Here is a 19,923-nt window from a genome sequence, read left to right as displayed (position 1 = left end):
CAGTTCAATTCAATTGCGTGCCGGGTTCAAACCAGTCGCGGCGAGAGTTGAGCAGATCCGAAACGGACATCGCCTTCTTGCCGGGCGGTTGCAGGGTCAGCAGGCGCAGTACCCCTTTGCCGGTCGCGATATCGATCCCCTGCTTGTCGGCCTTGAGCAGGGTGCCGGCGGGTTGGCCGTGGTCGATGTCGATGACGGCGGCTTGCCATACCTTGATGGTCTGGTCAGCTACTTCAAACCAGCTGATGGGCCAGGGGTTGAACGAGCGGATGCAGCGTTCGATGGCAACAGCCTCCATCGACCAGTCGATGCGGGCCTCTTCCTTGGAGAGCTTTTCGGCGTAGTTGGCCAGCGCATCATCTTGCGCCTCGGCAGCGGTTTCACCGGCAGCCATGGCATCGATGGTGTCGACCAGCGCCTGCGGACCCAGCTCTGCCAGCTTGTCATAGAGGCTGGCAGAGGTCTCGTCGGCGGCGATGGGGCAGCTTACCTTGCGGATCATTGCGCCGGTATCCAGCCCCACATCCATCTGCATGATGGTGACGCCGGTTTCGCTATCGCCCGCCCAGATTGAGCGCTGGATCGGTGCCGCGCCACGCCAGCGGGGCAGCAGGGAGCCATGGACGTTGATGCAGCCCAGACGCGGGGTATCGAGTACCGCCTTGGGCAGGATCAGGCCATAGGCCACCACGACCATCAGGTCTGCGCCAAGGGCGGCCAGTTCGGCTTGCGACTCTTCCTTGCGCAGGGTAGCGGGCTGGTAAACCGGCAGGTTGTGGGCCAGTGCCAGCTCTTTGACCGGGCTGGCGGTGAGCTTCTGGCCACGGCCGGCGGGCTTGTCGGGCTGGGTATAAACGGCAACGACCTCGTGGTCGGAAGACAACAACGCCGCCAGGTGACGGGCGGCGAAGTCGGGAGTACCGGCAAAAATCAGTTTCAGCTTATTCAATGGGGCAGATCCTCAGAGGACTTTGCGATCTTCACGGGCCATCTTTTCCAGCTTCTGGCGAATGCGCTGGCGCTTGAGCGGGGACAGGTAATCCACGAACAACTTGCCCATCAGGTGGTCCATCTCGTGCTGGATACAGATGGCGAGCAGGTCGTCCGCTTCCAGCTCGAACGGTTTGCCGTGGCGATCCAGGGCGCGGATCTTGATCTGCTCAGCGCGAGGCACCAGAGCGCGGCTGCCAGGCACGGAGAGACAACCCTCTTCAATGCCGGTGCTGCCACACTGGGAGATCACTTCCGGATTGATCAATACCAGAGGATCTTCACGGTTTTCAGAGACATCGATCACTATGATGCGTTGATGAATATCCACCTGCGTTGCGGCTAGGCCAATGCCTTCCTCCGCATACATGGTTTCGAACATATCATCTACAATTTGTTGTAACTCGGGTGTAAAGGTCTCGACAGGGGCTGCGATAGTACGCAGACGCTCATCGGGAAAACGCAATACATCTAGAATGGCCATAGTTTTTTCTTTAGTTTCGTATAAATGCAGTCAATATTGGCGTAATTCTAGTCATTTACGCCGACAAAAAACAGCAACACTTTGCGCGCAGAGGTAACAGGGAGTGTTATGTATCTGAAGCAAACCATCCTCACCTGCCTGCTGGTGACCATGAGCCAAGCTGCTCTGGCCGATCAGCTGAGGTTGAAAGCGGGTTATCCCGAAAGCTATGTAGTGCAAAAAGGCGATACCCTGTGGGATATCTCCGGCAAATATCTCTCTGAGCCATGGCTGTGGCCCCGGCTCTGGAACATCAATCCACAGATTGCCAATCCGCACTGGATCTACCCAGGGGACGTGCTGCACCTGAGCTGGGTCAATGGTGAGCCCCGGCTGGGCAAAGCGATGCAGGGGGACAAACAGGTCATCCGTCTCGGCCCGAAAACCCGTTATGAGAGCAAGGCAAATCCTATCCCTACTCTGCCCTTCAGCGAGATAGGTCCCTTTTTGCAGACGGACCATATTTTGGCCGACAGTCAGCAGCAGAAAATGCTGCCCTATTTGCTGGGTTCAGACGAAAAGCACCTTGGAATGCTTGAGGGGGACACCCTCTATGTGCAGGGAGCTCTGATACCGGGCAAGATGTATGGCATCTATCATCCCGGGGTGGTCTACAAGGATCGCGAGACAGGTGAGCTTTTGGGTCAGGAGGCCATCTTTGCAGGCGTGGTGCGTGCGGTAGCGCTGCTGGATGGTGATCGGACCGAAGTTACTCTCACCCACAACCAGCGTGAAGTATTGCAGGGTGACAAGATTATGGAGCTGCCCCCTCAGGAGAACATGCCTGCGGTTTTCATGCCCAAGGCTGCCCCGGCGATTGCCCCTGGCTACATCATCGACTTGCCGAGCAAAGCCAGGGGAGGGGGCAAGTTTGATGTGGTCTTGATTAACAAAGGCGCTCGGGATCAACTCTCCGCGGGCGATGTGCTCGATGTTCGGCGTCCGGGGGCTGCTCTGGTCACCAAGAATGGTGCAGTGAAATACAAGGAGTTCTCCTCTGTCTACGACAAGGTGTTCTACAGTAGTGGCAACCAGAAGGCACCACTGCCCTCTGAAGCGATTGCCCGCGTCATGTTGTTCAAGGTGTATGACAAGCTGAGTTATGGCCTCATCATGCAGAGCAAGGACATGGTGAGCTCGGGTTATCAGGTCACTCACTTCTGACGTGAATTACCCCGATGAGCGCTTGGCGCTCTGGTTAACCCTCAATGCGGTTACCGGAATCGGCCCTGTAACCGCAGTTCGGCTGCTGGAGCAGATCGGCGGTTCGATTGATGCCCTGTTTCAGAGCGATGAAACACAGCTGCACGGTATGGGGCTGTCGTCAGAGCAGATCAAACAACTGCGCTGGCCCTCGCCGGTTGTTGAGCAGAGTCTGGCTTGGGCCGCGTTACCTGGCAATCTCCTTATTCCGCAAGATCACCCTGTTTATCCGCCCTTGTTGCGTGAAATTCCCGCGGCCCCCCTGTTGCTCTACTGCCGTGGCGATCTTGAAGCGCTGTCGCTACCCCAGCTGGCGATGGTGGGGACACGTCATCCCACCTATGCAGGCAAAGATAACGCGTCCCGTCTCTGTAGCGAACTGGTTAGATGCGGGTTCGCCATCACCTCGGGCCTTGCGCTCGGTATCGATGGTGTTTGCCATCAGCAGGCGCTGGCTTGTGGTGGTATCACCCTTGCCGTGTTGGGCTCCGGGCTGGATTGCCTCTACCCCAAACGCCATCAGGGACTGGCAGGTCAGATTCTGGAGAAAGGTGGTTTGCTTATCTCCGAGCTGGCGCCGGATAAAGGGCCGCTGGCTGAACATTTTCCTCGTCGCAACCGTATTATCAGTGGTCTGTCGTTGGGAACTCTGGTGGTGGAGGCGACCGAGCAGAGTGGTTCGCTGATCACCGCTCGCTATGCACTGGAGCAGGGGCGCGAAGTGTTTGCGGTACCCGGCGCCCCGCAAAACGCCCAGGCGATAGGGTGCAACAGATTAATTCAGCAGGGGGCCAAACTTGTGCTGAGTGCGGCCGATATAGTGGAAGAGTTGCCAGAGTGGTTCGCACGGCCAGATCCGTCGGCCATACCATCTGAGCAACAGCATAATAGCGAATTGCCTTATGCTGATTTGTTGGATAACGTAGATTACGAGACCACGAGCGTGGATACCGTTGCCGAGCGGACCCAGCTTCCTGTCGAAGTGGTATTGGGCAGGTTGGTAGAGCTGGAGTTGGTCGGTGCAGTGATGGCGGTAGCCGGTGGATACGTCAGAGCGAGGAGGGCGAATCATGTTTGATGTATTGATGTACCTTTTCGAGACCTACATCCACAGCGATGCAGATGTGATGGTCGAGCAGAATGAACTCACCGACGAGTTGAGCCGAGCCGGTTTTGACAAGGAAGAGATCGACAAGGCGCTCGACTGGTTGGAGCGACTGGCCAATCTGCATGATAGCGAGCGGGAGGTCTATGTGGCCGCCAGCGCGCAAGGCTCGATGCGTATCTATGCCCCGCAAGAGCTGGCACGCCTCAGCACCGAGTGCCGCGGCTTCCTGCTATTTCTGGAACAGGCCCAGGTACTGAATGCCGAAACCCGCGAGATCTGTATCGAGCGTCTGCTCGAGTTGGACAAACCGGATATCGAGCTGGATGACCTGAAGTGGGTCGTCATGATGGTGCTGTTCAACGTACCGGGCAGTGAAAATGCCTACCAGCAGATGGAAGAGCTGGTGTTTGATGAGTCAGACGGCGTCATTCACTGACAGTCCGGTGCCGCGCTGGTAGAATTCAGGCCATCTGGATTTCAAGGCGCGGCCCATGTCAAAAATCGATCATCACCTCTTTTCAGCCCACGAACATGCCTTCGAGCGCGAGCCGTGCCCGCAGTGCGGGGCCGAGCTGGTGATCCGCCAGGGCAAACATGGCCCATTTCTCGGCTGTTCTGCCTATCCTGCCTGTGATTACATTCGCTCCCTGACGCCATCCGGCCGCGACATCGAAAAGGTGCTCGAAGGCTCTGCCTGTCCCGATTGCGGACAGCCGCTGGCGATCAAGAAGGGGCGTTACGGTCTGTTTGTCGGCTGCACTCAGTATCCGGCCTGTCAGCACATCGAATCCCTGCAGGAGAGCGATGATACCCAGATCCTCTGCCCCGAGTGCGGCAAGGGTCATCTGGTGAGCCGGACCTCCCGCTATGGCAAGCAATTTTACTCCTGTGATGGCTATCCCCATTGCAAATATGTGGTGAACGACAAGCCGATCCCCATGCCTTGTCCCGCGTGTGGTTGGGGCATCATGGTCGAGAAAAAAGTGAGGGGAACGCTGCGTTGGGTCTGTCCGCAAAAGAAATGCGGCCACCAAAGTGAGCAGGTATAATCCCGCCGCCGCAACCGGATTGAAACGTTTTCGGTGAACTTCAACCCCCCACTTGGAGTAAGGAAATTCCCACCATGAATAAACCCTTTGTTGCCGTATTGATGGGCTCTGATTCTGATTTCCCCGTGATGCAGAGCACCCTCGAGGTGCTCAAGTCATTTGATATCGCAGTGGAAGTCAAAGTCACCTCCGCGCACCGCACGCCGGCTGCGACCCATCAGTATGTGACCGATGCCGAGGCCCGTGGCTGCAAGGTCTTTATCTGTGCTGCCGGTCTGGCTGCGCACCTAGCGGGTGCCGTAGCCGGCATCACGACTCGTCCTGTGATCGGGGTGCCCATCGATGGTGGCCCGCTCAAGGGGCTGGATGCGCTGCTCTCCACCGTGCAGATGCCGGGTGGTGTACCGGTGGCGACTGTGGCGATCGGCAAAGCCGGTGCCAAGAACGCAGGTTATCTGGCAGCCCAGATGCTGGCAGTAGCCGATGATGAACTGGCAGCCAAGGTTCGGGCCGAACGCCAGAAGAATGCCGAAGAGGTGATGGCCAAGGATGCCGCCCTGCAGGCTCAACTCAAGTAAGTGAACGGGTGGCGATCCGGATGTGTCGTATTTTTCCTGTGCTACAGCAAAACGTCACTTTGTTGTGGTCGCCGCCGTATGGATTCAACTTGCTACTAAGTGACGAGGCGGCAGCCTGGCTGCCGCATTTTTCCTATGCCAAATGAATTTGAACAGGCGGTTGCCGCCCTCCAGCAGGAAGGGGTGATTGCCTATGCGACCGAGGCTGTGTTTGGTCTGGGTTGTGATCCCGACTCCGAAGTGGCGGTGCAGCGACTGCTGGCCATCAAACAGCGTCCGGTAGAGAAAGGGTTGATCCTGATTGCTGCCGACGTGGCGCAATTGCAGGATTACATCGATCTGAGTCAGCTTAGCGGTGAGCAACTGGCTCTGGTTGAAGCCAGCTGGCCCGGTCCTTTTACCTGGATCATGCCTGCCCGTGCGACGACGCCAGCCTGGCTGACCGGGCAGTTCGAGACCCTCGCGGTACGCGTGACGGCTCATCCTCAGGTACAGGCGTTGTGCCGTGCCTTTGGCAAGCCGCTGGTCTCTACCAGCGCCAACCTGACCGGTGAGGAGCCGGCTCGCCGCGTGGCCGATATTGGTGAGCGGCTGGCAAGCAAGTTAGCCTATATCCTGCCCGGGGAAGTGGGTGGTCAAGCTAACCCATCCGAGATCAAGGACGCCCGAACCGGCGCCATTATTCGCCCCTCCTGAACAGGCGGATACGTCATGATTTGCTATCAATCCGCTGAGCGGTGAGCTCATCGGATTGATTTAACTATAAAAATGGACAGGGCGTTCACGATCCTGCCTGACTGGAGACAAGATGAGCAAACCGGATGTGGCCCAGGTCAAGGCCTTCCTGTTGCAGTTGCAGGACGAGATCTGCCGTGGTCTGGAAATGGCCGACGGTGCCGGACACTTTGTGGAAGATGCCTGGAGCCGTGAAGGCGGTGGCGGTGGTCGCACCCGTGTGCTGCGCCACGGCGCGGTGATCGAGCAGGGGGGCGTCAACTTCTCCCATGTCTATGGCGATGCCATGCCTGCCTCTGCTACAGCCCATCGGCCAGAGTTGGCCGGTCGCAAGTTCGAGGCTATGGGCGTGTCGCTGGTGATCCATCCGCACAACCCCTATGTGCCGACCAGCCACGCCAACGTCCGTTTCTTCATTGCCGAGAAAGAGGGTGAAGAGCCCATTTGGTGGTTTGGCGGTGGCTTCGATTTGACGCCTTTCTACCCGTTTGCCGAGGATGTGCAGCATTGGCATCAGGTCTCCCGTGATCTCTGCCAGCCATTTGGTGATGAGATCTACCCCGAGTTCAAATCCTGGTGCGATCGCTACTTCTTCCTCAAACACCGCAACGAGACGCGAGGGGTGGGCGGCCTCTTCTTCGACGATCTGAATCGCTGGCCCTTTGCCGACTGCTTTGCCTTTATGCAGGCGGTAGGTCGGGGATATCTCGATGCTTACCTGCCGATCATTGAACGACGCAAGGCGCTGCCCTATGGCGAGCGGGAGCGGGAGTTCCAGCTCTATCGTCGCGGCCGTTATGTGGAGTTCAATCTGGTGTATGACCGAGGCACCCTGTTCGGGTTGCAGACCGGCGGACGTACCGAGTCGATCCTGATGTCGATGCCACCGCTGGCACGTTGGGAGTATGACTGGCAGCCGGAGGCGGGCACTCCTGAAGCCTTGCTCTACACCGATTACCTCACGCCGCGAGAATGGCTGTGACCCGAGGGACCATGATGGTCCCTTTTTACTGGCCGTTATTCGGCTTGTTCCCGAGAGTGAAAACCCGTTAAATCGGAATATTGCCCTCTGATGGAACTCTTTGATGGATCGTTATCTGGTTTTTGGCCACCCGGTGCGCCACAGCAAGTCCCCCTTCATTCACACCCTGTTTGCCAGACAAACCCAGCAAGAGCTGGAGTATGGGCTGGCTGAACCCGCCGTCGACGAGTTTGCCCACGCCCTGCGCACCTTCTTTGACCAAGGGGGCAAGGGATGTAATGTCACCGTTCCCTTCAAGGAGCAGGCATTTACTCTGGTCGATCGCTTGAGCCCAAGGGCCAAGCTGGCGGGCGCGGTCAATACCATCAAGCTGACCGATGATGGCGTGTTGCTGGGGGATAATACCGATGGCGCCGGTCTGGTCGCCGATCTCAAGTCCCATGGTGTGACGCTGGCGGATAGCCGGATCCTGCTGCTGGGTGCCGGTGGCGCGGCTCGCGGTGCATTGGCGCCGCTGCTGGCCGAGTTGCCGAGCGAGCTGGTGATCGCCAACCGCACCCACGCAAAAGCGCAACAGTTGGCAGCCGAATTCTGCGATCTGGGGCCTGTGACTGCCCAGACCTATGAGCAGTTGGCAGGGTCATTCGATCTCGTCATCAACTCTACCTCCGCCAGCCTGCAAGGGGAGCTGCCGCCGTTGGCCCCCGCCCTGATCCACACTGATATTGCCATCTACGACATGATGTATGGCGCCTCGGATACGGCGTTTATCAGTTGGGCCAAACAGCATGGGGCCCGTCAAACCATGGATGGAATCGGCATGCTGGTGGAACAGGCCGCCGAAGCGTTTACCGTGTGGCGCGGAATTCGTCCCGGGACTAAACAGGTATTGAGAGAGTTGAAGCGTAACTTGGGGGTCATATGAACCAGGGTATTCTGTTTCCTGACCTGATGGAGTGGCAGGCTGACGAACAGCGGGTGCGTTTTCCTGCTCAGCAGATGGGGGCGCTGATAGATTGTTACATCAGTCAGCGGCGGCTGGAGAGAATGACAGGTCTGGCGCTGACGAGGGAGGATGACATCGTCAGAGCCTTCGAAAGTGTACGTTTTGATATTGAAGACATGGCTGAAAAACTCATTGAAGAACAAGAGCTTGCTGAAGATGGCGCTATCTATCTCTGATTTTTCAAAGTTTTTTTGTTTTGTAGCGGAACTACTTTGAAATGACGCTGACTAACTAGATAGTTGAGGAAGTGCTAGCTAGTCACCTTTATAACTCCCCGGTATTCGTACTGGGGATTTTTTTATCTGCATGAAAATAAAAGATTTTTTCTTAATCTATAAGCTGTGAAACTAAATTACATAAATTACTTTCACTTTCTGCTGCTTTGCTGTACAGTTGTCTGCGTAGGGTACAGAGGTAAGATGTTCTATCTTTCAGACCTTTTATTTCACGTAATTGAATGTGGCTGAATAGCTGCCCCGATGAGGTTCTCGTCGGGGTGTTTTTTTATGCGCGCCATTTAGAGTAAATGCTTTAAATTGGCGATGCATTTGATAGAATGAGGCTGCTTCTTGAGGAATACCTGTCGTCTGGTACTCAAGATTCAGCTTCTTCCCAATTTTTTGAACTTATTATTTCAGGCTGGATGGCATCACTGTCGTCCGGCCTCATTTTTATCCCTTTTGGTTAGATCTTGTAATTAAATTTCATTTTTGTCTATTTTTGTAATTATTGTTCGTTTTGAAAGAGCGAATTTGAAAACGCTCTCAACGTCTTTAGATGTTAATTTCTTGCGTGAATCAACTACCTATCTATATGAACTGTAAGCAGTAATGGATATAGCCGGGGAGGCGAATGCGGGGTGTTTGTCGTGAGGCAGGTGAAAGCGGCAATCTGAAACCCTTTCAATCAGCGGAGGAGTGCTCCGCCAATTGCAAGGAGAGCGAGGAGTAGATTACTCCTCGGCTGGTTGCTGTTCGTCAGCGTTCAGCAGGTCGGTATCGTCACCACTGACGTACCATTCGGTCAGGGTTTTCGCCAGCTTTTCCACACCGATATTGGTGAGGGAGGAGAACGCTTCGACCTGGATCTGGGAACCGAGGTTGGCAACGGCCTGGCGCACCTTGATCACTTGGTTGTTGCGTGGACCTGGGCTCAATTTGTCAGCCTTGGTCAGCAGCAGCATGACGGGCAACTGACGGTGCGAGCTCCACTCCAGCATGTTCATGTCGGTATCTTTGAGCGGGTGGCGGATGTCCATCAGGATCACCAGACCTTTCAATGACTCACGGCGCTGCAGATACTCTGCCAGTGACTTTTGCCACTTGAGCTTCATTTCCAGCGGAACTTGCGCATAACCATAACCCGGCAAGTCGACCAGACGCTTGCCCGGTTCCAGCTCAAACAGGTTGATCAGCTGGGTACGACCGGGTGTCTTACTGGTGCGCGCCAAGTTCTTGTGTTTGGTTAAGGTGTTCAATGCAGATGACTTACCGGCGTTGGAACGGCCGGCAAACGCGATCTCGACACCCCCATCATTTGGCAGGTGACGGATGTCGGGTGCGCTGGTCACAAAATGCACCTTATTGAAATTCAGAGTTTGTGTATCCAACGTAAATTCCCCATGGAGATAGAGGGTTATAGAGTTACTTTTTTGTAAAATGGTGTAAAATAGCGTCGCTTAAACGCGTTTATTTTAACATGCCTTCAGCGGCATGGGATCTGGAAGCCTAATAACGAAAAGTTGGAACGCCATGAAGAACCTAGTCATTACTCTTGCTCTGATGGTTGGCGTAACGGGGATGGCACAAGCCAAGGGCGATGCCGCTGCGGGACAGACCAAGGCTGCCGTTTGTGCGGCTTGTCATGGACCGGACGGAAACAGCCTGGTTGATATGTACCCCAAAATTGCTGGTCAGCACGCATCATATATCAAAAAACAGTTAGTTGAACTGAAGGCTGCCGCTTCTGGTCAAATTGGCCGGGTTGCGCCAGTGATGGGGCCGATGGCGTTACCTTTGTCGGAACAGGACATGGATGACCTGGCGGCTTATTTCTCCAGCCTGAAGGTTACCCCTATCGCTGTCCCTGACGACGTGGTCGAAGCGGGCAAGGCACTCTATATGGGTGGTGACATGAGTCGCGGTCTGGCAGCTTGTACGGCTTGCCATGGTCCCCGTGGCTCGGGTGTCGAACAGGCGAAGTATCCCAACCTGTCCGGCCAGCATCCTGCCTATATCAAGGCTCAGCTCACCGCATTCCGTGCCGGGACGCGTGACAACGATCCGAATGGCATGATGCGGGACGTTGCCAAGAAACTGACTGATCAGGATATCGAAGCCCTCTCCAAATATGTGGCGGGTCTGCACTGATATAGTCGATACGGTCGATTTGAGTTGAAACGGGGAGCCTGGGCTCCCCGTTGTTTTTATGGCTTTCAGATAATTCTCGGTTTAATCCCCCCGTTCTGTAAGAGATCTCCCATTCTCAAGGCAGGCCAAGGCTCATAAAATTGCATAAAATATTAAATAATTATTATTTATCAATGAATTATATAAATATTGATATTTTTCGACATGTTGAGAATGTTTTGAGTGGATTGAGCCGCTTTATAGAGTTGGTACAGTAGGCTTAATGGATTCACCCACGGATTGGGTGGCGGTTTCACGACAGGGTGTTGTGAGCAGAGGATGGCTGGCGTGGCGGGATGCCATGGGCTCGGATGAGCTGGCAAAGGATTGAAGGATCAGGATGGTGACCATCTCCGGAGCGGGATGGGGTTGCGGGATGCAGACTCCCCGGCACGATGGCAGGATGCGGTCGAGACGGGTCAAACAGGTACACGCACATTCAGGAACGACCAATATAAGGTCAGGATGACCACACAACGATATGATGCGGCGACAAGTTGTCATGGAGAGGACGAAACAGACTGTTTTGCCATTCAGGATGGCGCACGCATGAACATATCAAGGCAGCTTCGGCTGCCTTTTTTCTTTTGGGTCATTAACCCGATTAGCCATTCTGTGTCAAAATACCAGCAACATGCCCAGAGGATACCGATCCTGCGGTGTTCAGTGGCCTGATTGGGCCTGATTGGTGCGGGATCCTGCTCTTGTTCCAGCCTTACTGTTCCTCGCATCGTATCCCACCGGGTTAGATCATCCCGGGTACGGGTCAAACCAGTTATTTTCGGAGTTAGCCATTCATGTCTGCCAAACAACCCACTCGCAAGCCTACTGGCAAGCGCAAAGAATCTGATGTCAGTGCTCAGGAAGGCCGTGAGCGTAAACGGGCTGCCAAGCGCAAGGGCCTGAAGGCTGGTTCTCGTCAGCAAGTTGAACAGCCGAAGAGCAAGTCTGGCAACAGCCAGTCCACAGATCCGCGTATCGGTTCCCGCAAGCCGGTGGTACTGGTGGTGGATGACAAACAGAAGAAGCCGACAGCCCCCAAGGCGGTGAAAGAGAAGACGCTGGTGATGACGCCCGAGCAGGAGCTGGCGTCCATCGAAAACGATGACCGCTTGAATGATCTGCTGGATCGTCTTGATGCCGGTGAAACCCTGGAAGCGGCCGAGCAGGCCTGGGTTGATCAGCGTGTCGACCGTTATCAGGAGCTGATGGATGAGCTGGGCATCATCGACAACGACGATGATGAAGATGACGAGCTGCCGTTTGATGATGGCGATGACGCCGAGTTCGACGAGCAGAAACCAGCCTCCGAAGAGGAGTTGTGGGACCGTTTCAACCAGGTCGATTTCAAGCCGGAACCCAAGCCTGAGCCGAAGAAAAAGTGATGAGTGGATGGATGCTGGCCGCCCTGTTGGGCGGCCTGATTTTGTCAGGATTGGCCATCTATGCAGGCATGCTGCTGGCCAGGCTGAGACGACAGCAAGCGATGCAGTGGCAGGCGATTACCGCTCGCAATGAACGAATTTTGGAGAGCGTGCGGGTCATTGCTCATGCGGTGCAGGAGGGGCAGTGTGATTACTCCGAAGGCGCCATTCGGCTGACCAATCTGCTGGATGCGTTGCAGATCAAGGGGGGACGGGCGTTTGTTGCCGAGTTCCCGGGTCTGTACGGGCTGTATGAGAAGGTGAAAGATATGCCGACTCATGAGGCCAGACGTGCCCTCAAGCGCAATGAAGTGATGAAGATGGATCTCGAACGCAGCGGCTACGAGGCCGAGCTGGAGGCTCAGATCCTCAAGGATGTGGCCCAGCTGAAGGATTTTCAGTTAGGTCGGTGAGCCAACAATAACAACAAGAGAGGAAGCGAGCGTGCAAGCAGAACAGATTGTGTGGGATCAGGCCCTGATCGAAAAATATAACTACAGTGGCCCGCGATACACCTCTTATCCCACTGCGCTGGAGTTCAACGAGAGCTTCGGCTATCCGGATTTTGTCCACGCTGCTGGCCAGTATCCCGAGCGCAATCTGTCGCTCTACGTGCATATCCCTTTCTGTCACAAGCTCTGCTACTACTGCGGCTGCAACAAGGTCATTACCCGTCATCAGCACAAGGCTGACGAGTACCTCGACTACCTGGAGCAGGAGATCAAGGCGCAAGCCCCGTTCTTCAAGCATCGTCTGGTCACCCAGCTGCACTGGGGTGGCGGTACACCCACCTATCTGGATGAAGCGCAAACGCGCCGTCTGATGGCCATGCTGCGTGAGCACTTCCATTTCGCCGAAGAGGGGGAGTTCAGCATCGAGGTCGATCCGCGCGAGATTGCCATTACCATGCTGGATGTGCTGCGAGATGTCGGCTTCAACCGCATCAGCCTTGGGGTGCAGGACTTCAACAAGGATGTACAGGTCGCAGTCAACCGCGAGCAGGACAACGACTTTATTAAAGCCATGTTGGAACGGGCCCGTGAACTAGGCTTCCGCTCGACCAACCTCGACCTTATCTATGGCCTGCCGCATCAGGATCGTGTCAGCTTCCACCATACGCTGGAAGAAGTGCTCAAGACGGATCCGGCGCGCCTCTCCATCTTCAACTATGCCCATCTGCCGAGTCGCTTTGCTGCCCAGCGCAAGTTGAAAGAGGTTGATATGCCTGCGCCGCAGGAGAAGCTGGCCATGCTGCAGGACACCATTGCCTTCCTCACTGGCCAGGGTTACCAGTTCATCGGCATGGACCATTTTGCCAAACCCGATGACGAGCTGGCAGTGGCGCAGCGCGAGGGCAAGCTGCACCGCAACTTCCAGGGTTATACCACTCAAGGTGATTGCGATCTGCTGGGGTTGGGTGTCTCCTCCATCAGCATGATCGGTGATGCCTATTCCCAGAACCAGAAAGAGCTCAAGGCGTATTACGCACAGGTTGCAGAGCTGGGTCATGCCCAGTGGAAAGGCTGCTCGCTCAATCAGGATGACCTGATCCGCCGTGAGGTGATCAAGCGGCTTATCTGTGATTTCCGTCTGAACTTTGCGTCTGTCGAGCAGGCGCACGGTCTCAATTTCAGAGAGTATTTTGCCGACGATCTCAAGCTGCTGCAGACCTTCATCAACGATGGATTGGTGCGTATGACGGAGGATGGTCTGGAGGTCTCCTCCACGGGGCAGCTGCTGATCCGCAATATCTGCATGTGTTTCGACGTGTACTTGCGCAACAAGGCGCGCCAGCAACAGTTCTCTCGCGTGATATAAGCTTGTTTGCCGATTAGAAAACAGAAAAGGGCGCCATCGTGGCGCCCTTTTCATATGTATTTTTGCTTAAGCAGCGGGTCGGAAAGGTTCTGGTAAGAAGTCTCTGCGCTGAGGCAAGCAATTGAGAGCCAAGCAAGGGGACGGTGAAATGCAGATAAAAAGATGGGGGCGACTTGCGTCGCCCCCGGTAGTCGTATCGCTCAGATCCTTGAACGAAGTTGCTCCCTGCAATCCCTGACTGTTTACCTCTTCCTTTAGGTTTCCCCTTCCCAATCCTTTGGGGTGTCCTTTAGCCATCTTGGCCTGACGAGTCATCCTGTCCCGTCGCACTTTCTCCGTCCCGGGAGGTGTCCTTTACCACATCCTGTGGCGAGTCCATTTGCCCAACCCTGGCAGCCAGTCTTCCTGACCGACTTCATTGCGTCCGTGCATGAGTAACTATAAGGATTTTCTAACCGGCTACAACGTCAGAATGGAAAACGTTTTTTCTATTAGCTGTTTCGAAAGTGGTGTGCTTCGATTTATTCATTTATAAACAGCTGCTTAAGTTAATCGCCTTCACGTTTTAAGATCCTATTTTCCGATTATCTCGAGGATCTTTTAGGCTGTTTACTTACATGTGCAATGGCAGATCTCTTACACGGGATTTTGGTTACTTTGGAAACAGATTCTGTGCTCTGATGGTGATCACCCAATGTGGGTGTGACGGCAGGAAAAGAGCAGTGAATGGGGTATTTATAGGTGCTGGTTGAGGCGCTCATAGATGGTTTGGCGCTCTTCAGGGGTGAGCGAAGAGAAGTAGTGGGTAAAGAGGCGCAGTAGCAGGGACTTGTTCATGCCGTCTTGTTGGGTCAGATTACCCAGCTCATCGATGGCCACTGTACTCATGGAGAAGGTCGCTTTTTTAAAGCTGGGCTTCAGATGCTCACCACTCTCGATAAAGGCCAGTGCCGACAAGGCTTCATCCCTATGCAGACTCAACTCAAGGCTGACAACCTTGGGTTTACCCTTGGCGTAGAACTCAGCATCTTCGATAAATTCATCGACAGTGAACTTCTTCTGGTGATGCAGCTGATGCTTTTTCTTCAGGTCCGCCAAGCCCATCTCATACCCCCACTTTCAGGAACTCTTTGGCGATGGCCCGGATCTCTTCGGCAGATTTGCCATCCGGTTCTATCTCCATCACCGATAATCCCTTTTCCTCACTATCGTCGTAGACGTTGCGGCCATAGGTGATGGAATTCAGTACGTCGACTCCGAACGAGGCACATACCTCTTTGGCCTCGAGAATCCGCTTTACCTGATTGGGCAAAGATGGACATTGGGTCAATACAACGGCTGCATTGAGGGTCGGATTGACCATCTTGCAGGTGGTTATGAGATCTTCCATGTGGGGTAGGGTCTTGAGGTCGCGGCGTTTCGGGCGCAAGGGGATCAGGGCGTGGGTGGCGACAGCCATGGTGGAGCGCAGTGCCCGGTTGTCTTGCCCGCCGCAATCGACGATGACGTAGTCATAGCGATTTTTCAGGCTAAGCAGATCGTTGCGAATATTGCCATAGAGCTGAACGCAGTTGATTTGTGGCAGATCCGGGTTGTCATTGCGTTCCTGAATCCAGTCCGAGGTAGTGCGTTGCGGGTCGCAGTCGACCAGTAACACCTCTCCCTGAAATTGGGATCTGAGGTAGACCGCCAGATTTTGCGCCAGGCAGCTCTTGCCACTGCCACCCTTCTCCCCACCGACCAACAAGATCATGACGTTCCCCTATCCATGAGAAAACCGTTGATTTCAGTATAGGAGGGGGTTGGCTCATCACAAGGCGAGAGGAGTGATGCTCCTCTCGTTCTGCAGGTTAATAGTGAACACTGCCGCCATGCCAGCGGCAGACATAGTCGGGCACCAGCATCTGGGGGGTCTTGTCGACATGGCATACCACCATGGGTATGGCAGGGGCTCCTTCAGCCTGACTGAGGGTGGGGAGCGCAGAGAGCAGCAAAGTCGCGAGCAACAGCATGGGTTTCATCTTCATAACAACTCCTTGGTAGTGCCATTCCTGTGTGATCCGGATCACTTTCTGAGTTAAGTCGAGGTTGGCGCCAGCGCAAGGTGAGGTGAATAAATTCAATTAATGAAAAAAGTATCAAAAGGCGTTGTGGTGACCGACGAGGATGGCTGCCCACCTTGATGCGGACTTTGTGCATATTAAGTTGAACCGCAAAAAGAGGTGGTGACTTATGAGGCTGGGCCTGATGGGGTTGGCATCAATGCCATGATCTGGAACAAGAAAAGATTTATGCAGTGAATGTGGTCGATGTGAGTATTTATTTCTCCCGCGTTCCTCTCGTTACGGCGATGTATTCAATACACAGGTAGTAATATTCAGATATTATTTTAGTTGTCGCCCATTTCATTGTTTTTTAATGTTTTTTTGTTTTTTCTTTTAATCTTTCCAGTGAGTTGGCATGAATAAAAGTTGAATCAACCTGAAATATATCGGGGTGGTTTTGCATGAAGATTCAGGGTTTGCTGGGAGGAAAATGCGTAAATTGCTACTGGAGTCATAGATTGAAAGGTGAATATATTCAGTTCAAAGTGAATGTGATCAATGTCTAAGTTTGTCGTGATTCGCAGGGCTAACCTCGGTCTCGAAAGGCAAGGGCAGGATAGAACACAAGCCGATTACCCTACATAAAGAATATCCCGCCTTAGCCACGAGCATGAATAGAAGGAATCTATTCAATCACTCGCAGGGACCATTGCTAGACGGAATATAATCATGAGCAAATTTTATGTAGGTTCTGAAGTTGGCCAATTGCGCCGTGTCATGTTGCACCGCCCCAACCTCAGTCTGAAGCGTCTGACTCCTTCCAACTGCCAGGATCTGCTGTTCGATGACGTCCTGTCTGTTGAACGCGCCGGTCAGGAGCACGACAAATTCGCTCAGGTACTGCGCGATCAGAATGTCGAAGTTTTCCTGCTGACCAATCTGCTGGCCGAAACCCTGGATGTGCCGGAAGCCAAAACCTGGCTGTTGCAACATCAGGTCTCCGACTACCGCCTCGGCTCTTCTTTTGCCAACGACGTGCGCTGCTTCCTGGCTGACATGCCGCACCGCGAACTGGCCCGCATTCTCTCCGGCGGCCTGACTTACTCCGAGATGCCCTACAGCGGTGTCAACATGGTAGTGGGCATGCACGCTCCGACCGATTTCATCATCGAGCCGCTGCCCAACCACCTCTTCACTCGTGACACCTCCTGCTGGGTTTACGGTGGCGTCTCCATCAACCCGATGGCCAAGCCGGCCCGTCGCCGCGAGACCAACCACGTGAAGGCTATCTACCGCTGGCACCCGATGTTTGCCGGCCAGGACTTCATCAAGTACTTCGGTGACGAGGAGCGTGACTACGACAACTCCACTATCGAGGGTGGCGACGTACTGGTTATCGGCCGCGGTGCCGTGCTGATCGGCATGTCCGAGCGAACCACCCCGCAAGGTGTCGAGCATCTGGCTCGCAGCCTGTTCAAACACGGTCAGGCCAAGCAGGTCATCGCCATGGAGCTGCCGAAACACCGCAGCTGCATGCACCTGGATACCGTGATGACCCACATGGACATCGACACCTTCTCCGTCTATCCGGAAGTGATCCGCAAGGATGTGCAGTGCTGGAGCCTGACTCCGGGCGGCGCCACCGGCATGAACATCAAGGAAGAGGGTTACTTCGTCACCGCCATCGAGAAAGCGCTGGGCGTGGATCAGCTGAAGATCATCACCACTGGTGGTGACAGCTTCGAAGCCGAGCGCGAGCAGTGGAACGACGCCAACAACGTACTGACAGTACGTCCCGGCGTGGTGGTGGGTTACGAGCGCAATACCTACACCAATGAGAAATATGACAAAGCCGGTATCACAGTCCTCTCCATCCCGGGTGATGAACTGGGCCGTGGCCGCGGCGGCGCCCGCTGCATGAGCTGCCCGATGGAACGCGACAGCATCTGATGAGACGGCGTGGCGCTGGCAGAAGCTGGCGCCACACAGAACCAAACTCGAGATTAACCACTATGAAAAAACCAACTGTCGTCGTCGCTCTGGGTGGCAATGCACTGCTCCGTCGTGGTGAGCCACTGGAAGCGGATATCCAGCGCAAGAACATCGCCACAGCCGCCAAGACTATCGCCCTGATTGCTCAGGAGTACAACGTGGTGCTGGTGCATGGCAACGGTCCGCAAGTCGGTCTGCTGGCCCTGCAAAACAGCGCCTACACCAAGGTATCCCCCTATCCGCTGGATGTGCTGGGTGCCGAGTCCCAGGGCATGATCGGCTACATGCTGATCCAAGAGCTGAAAAACCTGATGCCGAGCCGCAACGTCACCGCGCTGCTGACTCAGGTGCAGGTCGATCCCAAGGATCCGGCATTCGCCAACCCGACCAAATTTATCGGCCCCGTCTACGAAGAGGCTGAAGCGCGCACCCTGGCAGAAGAGAAGCACTGGGTGGTCAAGGCTGACGGCAAGTTCTTCCGCCGCGTAGTGCCATCCCCGCTGCCCCAGCGCATCGTCGAAGGCGACGCCATCGAAACCCTGATTGCCCAGGGCCACCTCATCATCTGTACCGGTGGTGGCGGCATCCCTGTGACCTGGGATGGCCAGAGCCTGACCGGTATCGAAGCCGTCATCGACAAGGACATGTCTGCCGCCTATCTGGCCAAGCAGATCAAGGCCGACGCCCTGCTGATCCTGACCGACGCCGATGCCGTCTATCTGGATTGGGGCAAACCGACCCAGCGTCCGCTGCGAGTCACCAGCCCGGACGAGCTGGCCGGGGTCAAGTTCGATGCAGGTTCCATGGGGCCGAAAGTCGAAGCCTCCTGTGAATTTGTCAAAGCGACCGGCGGCATGGTCGGCATCGGCTCGCTGGAAGATGGCCTCGCCATCCTCAAGGGTGAAGCCGGCACCAATATCGTCGCCACCCGCACCGTACATGCGTAATTACCGATATCTGTACTGAGAATGCGTAGTCAACACTACTGCCCGAACTGGTCTGAAACATATATAGAGAGAACTCATCATGGCTTTTAATCTGCGTAACCGTAACTTCCTGAAACTGCTGGACTTCACCCCGCGCGAAATCCAATACATGATCGACCTGGCCATCGACCTGAAGAAAGCCAAATACGGTGGCTACGAGCGCAAGCATCTGGTCGGCAAGAACATCGCCCTGATTTTCGAGAAGACCTCCACCCGCACCCGCTGTGCGTTTGAAGTAGCGGCCTTCGACCAGGGCGCGCAGGTCTCCTACCTTGGCCCAAGCGGTTCCCAAATCGGTCACAAGGAGTCCATGAAGGACACCGCCCGTGTACTGGGTCGCATGTATGACGGTATCGAATACCGCGGCTACGGTCAGGAGATCGTGGAAGAGCTGGGCGCCTACGCCGGTGTCCCGGTCTGGAACGGCCTGACCAACGAATTCCACCCGACCCAGATCCTGGCCGACTTCATGACCATGCTGGAGCACGGCAAGGGCAAGCGTCTGGATCAAATCAAGTTCGCCTACCTGGGTGATGCCCGCAACAACATGGGTAACTCCCTGATGGTCGGCGCCGCCAAAATGGGCATGGACATCCGTCTGGTCGCGCCGAAAGCCTTCTGGCCGGAAGAGGAGTTGGTTGCCAAGTGCCGCCAGATCGCCGAAGAGACCGGCGCACGCATCACCCTGACCGAAGATGTGAAAGAGGGCGTGCTGGGTGCTGACTTCCTCTACACCGACGTCTGGGTATCCATGGGGGAAGCGAAAGAAGCCTGGGATCAGCGCGTCAAACTGATGACCCCGTATCAGGTCAACATGGATGTCATCAATGCCACCAAGAACCCGGATGTGAAGTTCATGCACTGCCTGCCCGCGTTCCACAACGACGAGACCACCATGGGCAAGGAAGTGGCTGACAAATATGGCATGAAAGGCCTGGAAGTGACCGAGGACGTGTTCGAATCCGAGCACAGCATCGTGTTCGACGAGGCCGAAAACCGGATGCACACCATCAAGGCAGTGATGGTTGCTACGCTGGGCGACTAAGGTCGCAGTAGTGGTGCCGGGGGGCGACCCC

At 55.2% G+C, this 19,923-nt stretch carries 22 protein-coding genes; 16 read left to right on the top strand and 6 right to left on the bottom strand.

All coding sequences use genetic code 11. The features are described from left to right. Positions 1 to 4: 4 nt before the first annotated feature. A complete protein-coding gene (gene fmt, locus G5287_RS07750) occupies positions 5 to 949 on the bottom strand; it encodes a methionyl-tRNA formyltransferase (RefSeq protein ID WP_421231117.1) in 945 nt (314 codons plus the stop codon). A 12-nt stretch (positions 950 to 961) separates the two neighbouring features. After that, positions 962 to 1,474 carry a peptide deformylase gene (gene def / locus G5287_RS07745; protein WP_216952294.1) on the bottom strand — a complete coding sequence of 171 codons (513 nt, stop codon included), beginning with the start codon at positions 1,472 to 1,474 and terminating at the stop codon, positions 962 to 964. Between the two features lie 108 nt (positions 1,475 to 1,582). Between def and G5287_RS07740 the strand changes: the two genes are divergently transcribed. The 9 genes from G5287_RS07740 to G5287_RS07700 all read left to right on the top strand — a co-directional run bounded on the left by G5287_RS07740 (position 1,583) and on the right by G5287_RS07700 (position 8,350). Next, the gene (locus G5287_RS07740) at positions 1,583 to 2,677 is read left to right on the top strand and encodes a LysM peptidoglycan-binding domain-containing protein (RefSeq protein WP_227341763.1); all 1,095 of its coding nucleotides are present in this window, start codon (positions 1,583 to 1,585) and stop codon (positions 2,675 to 2,677) included. 1 nt (position 2,678) lies between these two features. Further along, positions 2,679 to 3,794, top strand: coding sequence for a DNA-processing protein DprA (gene dprA / locus G5287_RS07735; RefSeq protein WP_227341764.1), 1,116 nt, complete (start codon positions 2,679 to 2,681; stop codon positions 3,792 to 3,794). Then, positions 3,787 to 4,260: a DUF494 family protein gene (locus G5287_RS07730; RefSeq protein ID WP_227341765.1), complete on the top strand. Its 474-nt coding sequence runs from the start codon at positions 3,787 to 3,789 to the stop codon at positions 4,258 to 4,260. Before dprA ends, G5287_RS07730 begins: the two co-directional genes overlap by 8 nt. A gap of 55 nt (positions 4,261 to 4,315) precedes the next feature. Next, a complete protein-coding gene (locus G5287_RS07725; protein ID WP_042054851.1) occupies positions 4,316 to 4,873 on the top strand; it encodes a type I DNA topoisomerase in 558 nt (185 codons plus the stop codon). A 74-nt stretch (positions 4,874 to 4,947) separates the two neighbouring features. Further along, complete coding sequence (purE, locus tag G5287_RS07720) at positions 4,948 to 5,451, top strand: 5-(carboxyamino)imidazole ribonucleotide mutase (RefSeq protein ID WP_005341951.1); 504 nt, start codon at positions 4,948 to 4,950, stop codon at positions 5,449 to 5,451. Between the two features lie 135 nt (positions 5,452 to 5,586). Next, positions 5,587 to 6,147 carry an L-threonylcarbamoyladenylate synthase gene (locus G5287_RS07715; RefSeq protein ID WP_227341766.1) on the top strand — a complete coding sequence of 187 codons (561 nt, stop codon included), beginning with the start codon at positions 5,587 to 5,589 and terminating at the stop codon, positions 6,145 to 6,147. 112 nt (positions 6,148 to 6,259) lie between these two features. After that, positions 6,260 to 7,168 carry an oxygen-dependent coproporphyrinogen oxidase gene (gene hemF, locus G5287_RS07710; protein ID WP_043823181.1) on the top strand — a complete coding sequence of 303 codons (909 nt, stop codon included), beginning with the start codon at positions 6,260 to 6,262 and terminating at the stop codon, positions 7,166 to 7,168. Between the two features lie 103 nt (positions 7,169 to 7,271). Continuing rightward, positions 7,272 to 8,093 carry a shikimate dehydrogenase gene (gene aroE, locus G5287_RS07705; RefSeq protein ID WP_227341767.1) on the top strand — a complete coding sequence of 274 codons (822 nt, stop codon included), beginning with the start codon at positions 7,272 to 7,274 and terminating at the stop codon, positions 8,091 to 8,093. Next, a complete protein-coding gene (locus tag G5287_RS07700) occupies positions 8,090 to 8,350 on the top strand; it encodes a DUF1488 domain-containing protein (protein WP_064337554.1) in 261 nt (86 codons plus the stop codon). The genes aroE and G5287_RS07700 overlap by 4 nt, the downstream gene beginning before the upstream one ends. Positions 8,351 to 9,126: 776 nt before the next feature. Here the strand turns inward: G5287_RS07700 and yihA are convergent. After that, entirely contained in the window at positions 9,127 to 9,783 is a 657-nt protein-coding gene (yihA, locus tag G5287_RS07695; protein WP_064337553.1) for a ribosome biogenesis GTP-binding protein YihA/YsxC, read from the bottom strand. A 142-nt stretch (positions 9,784 to 9,925) separates the two neighbouring features. Between yihA and G5287_RS07690 the strand changes: the two genes are divergently transcribed. From G5287_RS07690 to hemN, 4 genes are all read left to right on the top strand, one after another. Then, positions 9,926 to 10,543 (top strand): c-type cytochrome, encoded by a 618-nt coding sequence (locus G5287_RS07690; RefSeq protein ID WP_005339710.1) that lies wholly within the window; start codon positions 9,926 to 9,928, stop codon positions 10,541 to 10,543. An 836-nt stretch (positions 10,544 to 11,379) separates the two neighbouring features. Next, positions 11,380 to 11,967, top strand: a complete 588-nt coding sequence (yihI, locus tag G5287_RS07685) for a Der GTPase-activating protein YihI (RefSeq protein ID WP_421231116.1) — start codon at positions 11,380 to 11,382, stop codon at positions 11,965 to 11,967. 11 nt (positions 11,968 to 11,978) lie between these two features. Beyond that, the gene (locus tag G5287_RS07680; RefSeq protein ID WP_005339712.1) at positions 11,979 to 12,419 is read left to right on the top strand and encodes a DUF2489 domain-containing protein; all 441 of its coding nucleotides are present in this window, start codon (positions 11,979 to 11,981) and stop codon (positions 12,417 to 12,419) included. A 31-nt stretch (positions 12,420 to 12,450) separates the two neighbouring features. Continuing rightward, a complete protein-coding gene (gene hemN / locus G5287_RS07675) occupies positions 12,451 to 13,824 on the top strand; it encodes an oxygen-independent coproporphyrinogen III oxidase (RefSeq protein WP_216979906.1) in 1,374 nt (457 codons plus the stop codon). Positions 13,825 to 14,559: 735 nt separating this feature from the next. Here the strand turns inward: hemN and G5287_RS07670 are convergent. The 3 genes from G5287_RS07670 to G5287_RS07660 all read right to left on the bottom strand — a co-directional run bounded on the left by G5287_RS07670 (position 14,560) and on the right by G5287_RS07660 (position 15,851). Beyond that, on the bottom strand, positions 14,560 to 14,928 hold the full coding sequence (locus G5287_RS07670) for a CopG family transcriptional regulator (RefSeq protein ID WP_216952276.1): 369 nt from the start codon (positions 14,926 to 14,928) through the stop codon (positions 14,560 to 14,562). A 1-nt stretch (position 14,929) separates the two neighbouring features. After that, on the bottom strand, positions 14,930 to 15,577 hold the full coding sequence (locus G5287_RS07665) for an AAA family ATPase (protein WP_216952274.1): 648 nt from the start codon (positions 15,575 to 15,577) through the stop codon (positions 14,930 to 14,932). Between the two features lie 97 nt (positions 15,578 to 15,674). After that, positions 15,675 to 15,851, bottom strand: a complete 177-nt coding sequence (locus tag G5287_RS07660) for a hypothetical protein (RefSeq protein WP_216952272.1) — start codon at positions 15,849 to 15,851, stop codon at positions 15,675 to 15,677. A 747-nt stretch (positions 15,852 to 16,598) separates the two neighbouring features. Here G5287_RS07660 and arcA point away from each other — a divergent pair. From arcA to argF, 3 genes are all read left to right on the top strand, one after another. Then, entirely contained in the window at positions 16,599 to 17,819 is a 1,221-nt protein-coding gene (arcA, locus tag G5287_RS07655) for an arginine deiminase (protein ID WP_005339718.1), read from the top strand. Positions 17,820 to 17,881: 62 nt separating this feature from the next. After that, a complete protein-coding gene (arcC, locus tag G5287_RS07650) occupies positions 17,882 to 18,808 on the top strand; it encodes a carbamate kinase (protein WP_005339719.1) in 927 nt (308 codons plus the stop codon). Between the two features lie 79 nt (positions 18,809 to 18,887). Next, positions 18,888 to 19,892 (top strand): ornithine carbamoyltransferase, encoded by a 1,005-nt coding sequence (gene argF, locus G5287_RS07645; RefSeq protein ID WP_021231476.1) that lies wholly within the window; start codon positions 18,888 to 18,890, stop codon positions 19,890 to 19,892. Positions 19,893 to 19,923 lie beyond the last annotated feature (31 nt).

The organism is Aeromonas sp. 603079 (assembly GCF_049172135.1).
GTDB lineage: Bacteria > Pseudomonadota > Gammaproteobacteria > Enterobacterales > Aeromonadaceae > Aeromonas > Aeromonas veronii.
Note: the sequence above shows the minus strand (reverse complement) of the source record. Positions and strands in the feature narration are given on the sequence as shown.

What these genes read in the sequence shown, in the direction of transcription:
- G5287_RS07730 (WP_227341765.1), top strand. Translation starts at nt 3,787, where the DNA reads ATGTTTGATGTATTGATGTACCTTTTCGAGACCTACATCCACAGCGAT.
- G5287_RS07670 (WP_216952276.1), bottom strand. Translation starts at nt 14,928, where the DNA reads ATGGGCTTGGCGGACCTGAAGAAAAAGCATCAGCTGCATCACCAGAAG.
- def (WP_216952294.1), bottom strand. Translation starts at nt 1,474, where the DNA reads ATGGCCATTCTAGATGTATTGCGTTTTCCCGATGAGCGTCTGCGTACT.
- G5287_RS07665 (WP_216952274.1), bottom strand. Translation starts at nt 15,577, where the DNA reads ATGATCTTGTTGGTCGGTGGGGAGAAGGGTGGCAGTGGCAAGAGCTGC.
- yihI (WP_421231116.1), top strand. Translation starts at nt 11,380, where the DNA reads ATGTCTGCCAAACAACCCACTCGCAAGCCTACTGGCAAGCGCAAAGAA.
- purE (WP_005341951.1), top strand. Translation starts at nt 4,948, where the DNA reads ATGAATAAACCCTTTGTTGCCGTATTGATGGGCTCTGATTCTGATTTC.
- G5287_RS07715 (WP_227341766.1), top strand. Translation starts at nt 5,587, where the DNA reads ATGCCAAATGAATTTGAACAGGCGGTTGCCGCCCTCCAGCAGGAAGGG.
- arcA (WP_005339718.1), top strand. Translation starts at nt 16,599, where the DNA reads ATGAGCAAATTTTATGTAGGTTCTGAAGTTGGCCAATTGCGCCGTGTC.
- hemF (WP_043823181.1), top strand. Translation starts at nt 6,260, where the DNA reads ATGAGCAAACCGGATGTGGCCCAGGTCAAGGCCTTCCTGTTGCAGTTG.
- G5287_RS07660 (WP_216952272.1), bottom strand. Translation starts at nt 15,851, where the DNA reads ATGAAGATGAAACCCATGCTGTTGCTCGCGACTTTGCTGCTCTCTGCG.
- aroE (WP_227341767.1), top strand. Translation starts at nt 7,272, where the DNA reads ATGGATCGTTATCTGGTTTTTGGCCACCCGGTGCGCCACAGCAAGTCC.
- G5287_RS07700 (WP_064337554.1), top strand. Translation starts at nt 8,090, where the DNA reads ATGAACCAGGGTATTCTGTTTCCTGACCTGATGGAGTGGCAGGCTGAC.
- G5287_RS07740 (WP_227341763.1), top strand. Translation starts at nt 1,583, where the DNA reads ATGTATCTGAAGCAAACCATCCTCACCTGCCTGCTGGTGACCATGAGC.
- G5287_RS07690 (WP_005339710.1), top strand. Translation starts at nt 9,926, where the DNA reads ATGAAGAACCTAGTCATTACTCTTGCTCTGATGGTTGGCGTAACGGGG.
- G5287_RS07725 (WP_042054851.1), top strand. Translation starts at nt 4,316, where the DNA reads ATGTCAAAAATCGATCATCACCTCTTTTCAGCCCACGAACATGCCTTC.
- G5287_RS07680 (WP_005339712.1), top strand. Translation starts at nt 11,979, where the DNA reads ATGCTGGCCGCCCTGTTGGGCGGCCTGATTTTGTCAGGATTGGCCATC.
- arcC (WP_005339719.1), top strand. Translation starts at nt 17,882, where the DNA reads ATGAAAAAACCAACTGTCGTCGTCGCTCTGGGTGGCAATGCACTGCTC.
- argF (WP_021231476.1), top strand. Translation starts at nt 18,888, where the DNA reads ATGGCTTTTAATCTGCGTAACCGTAACTTCCTGAAACTGCTGGACTTC.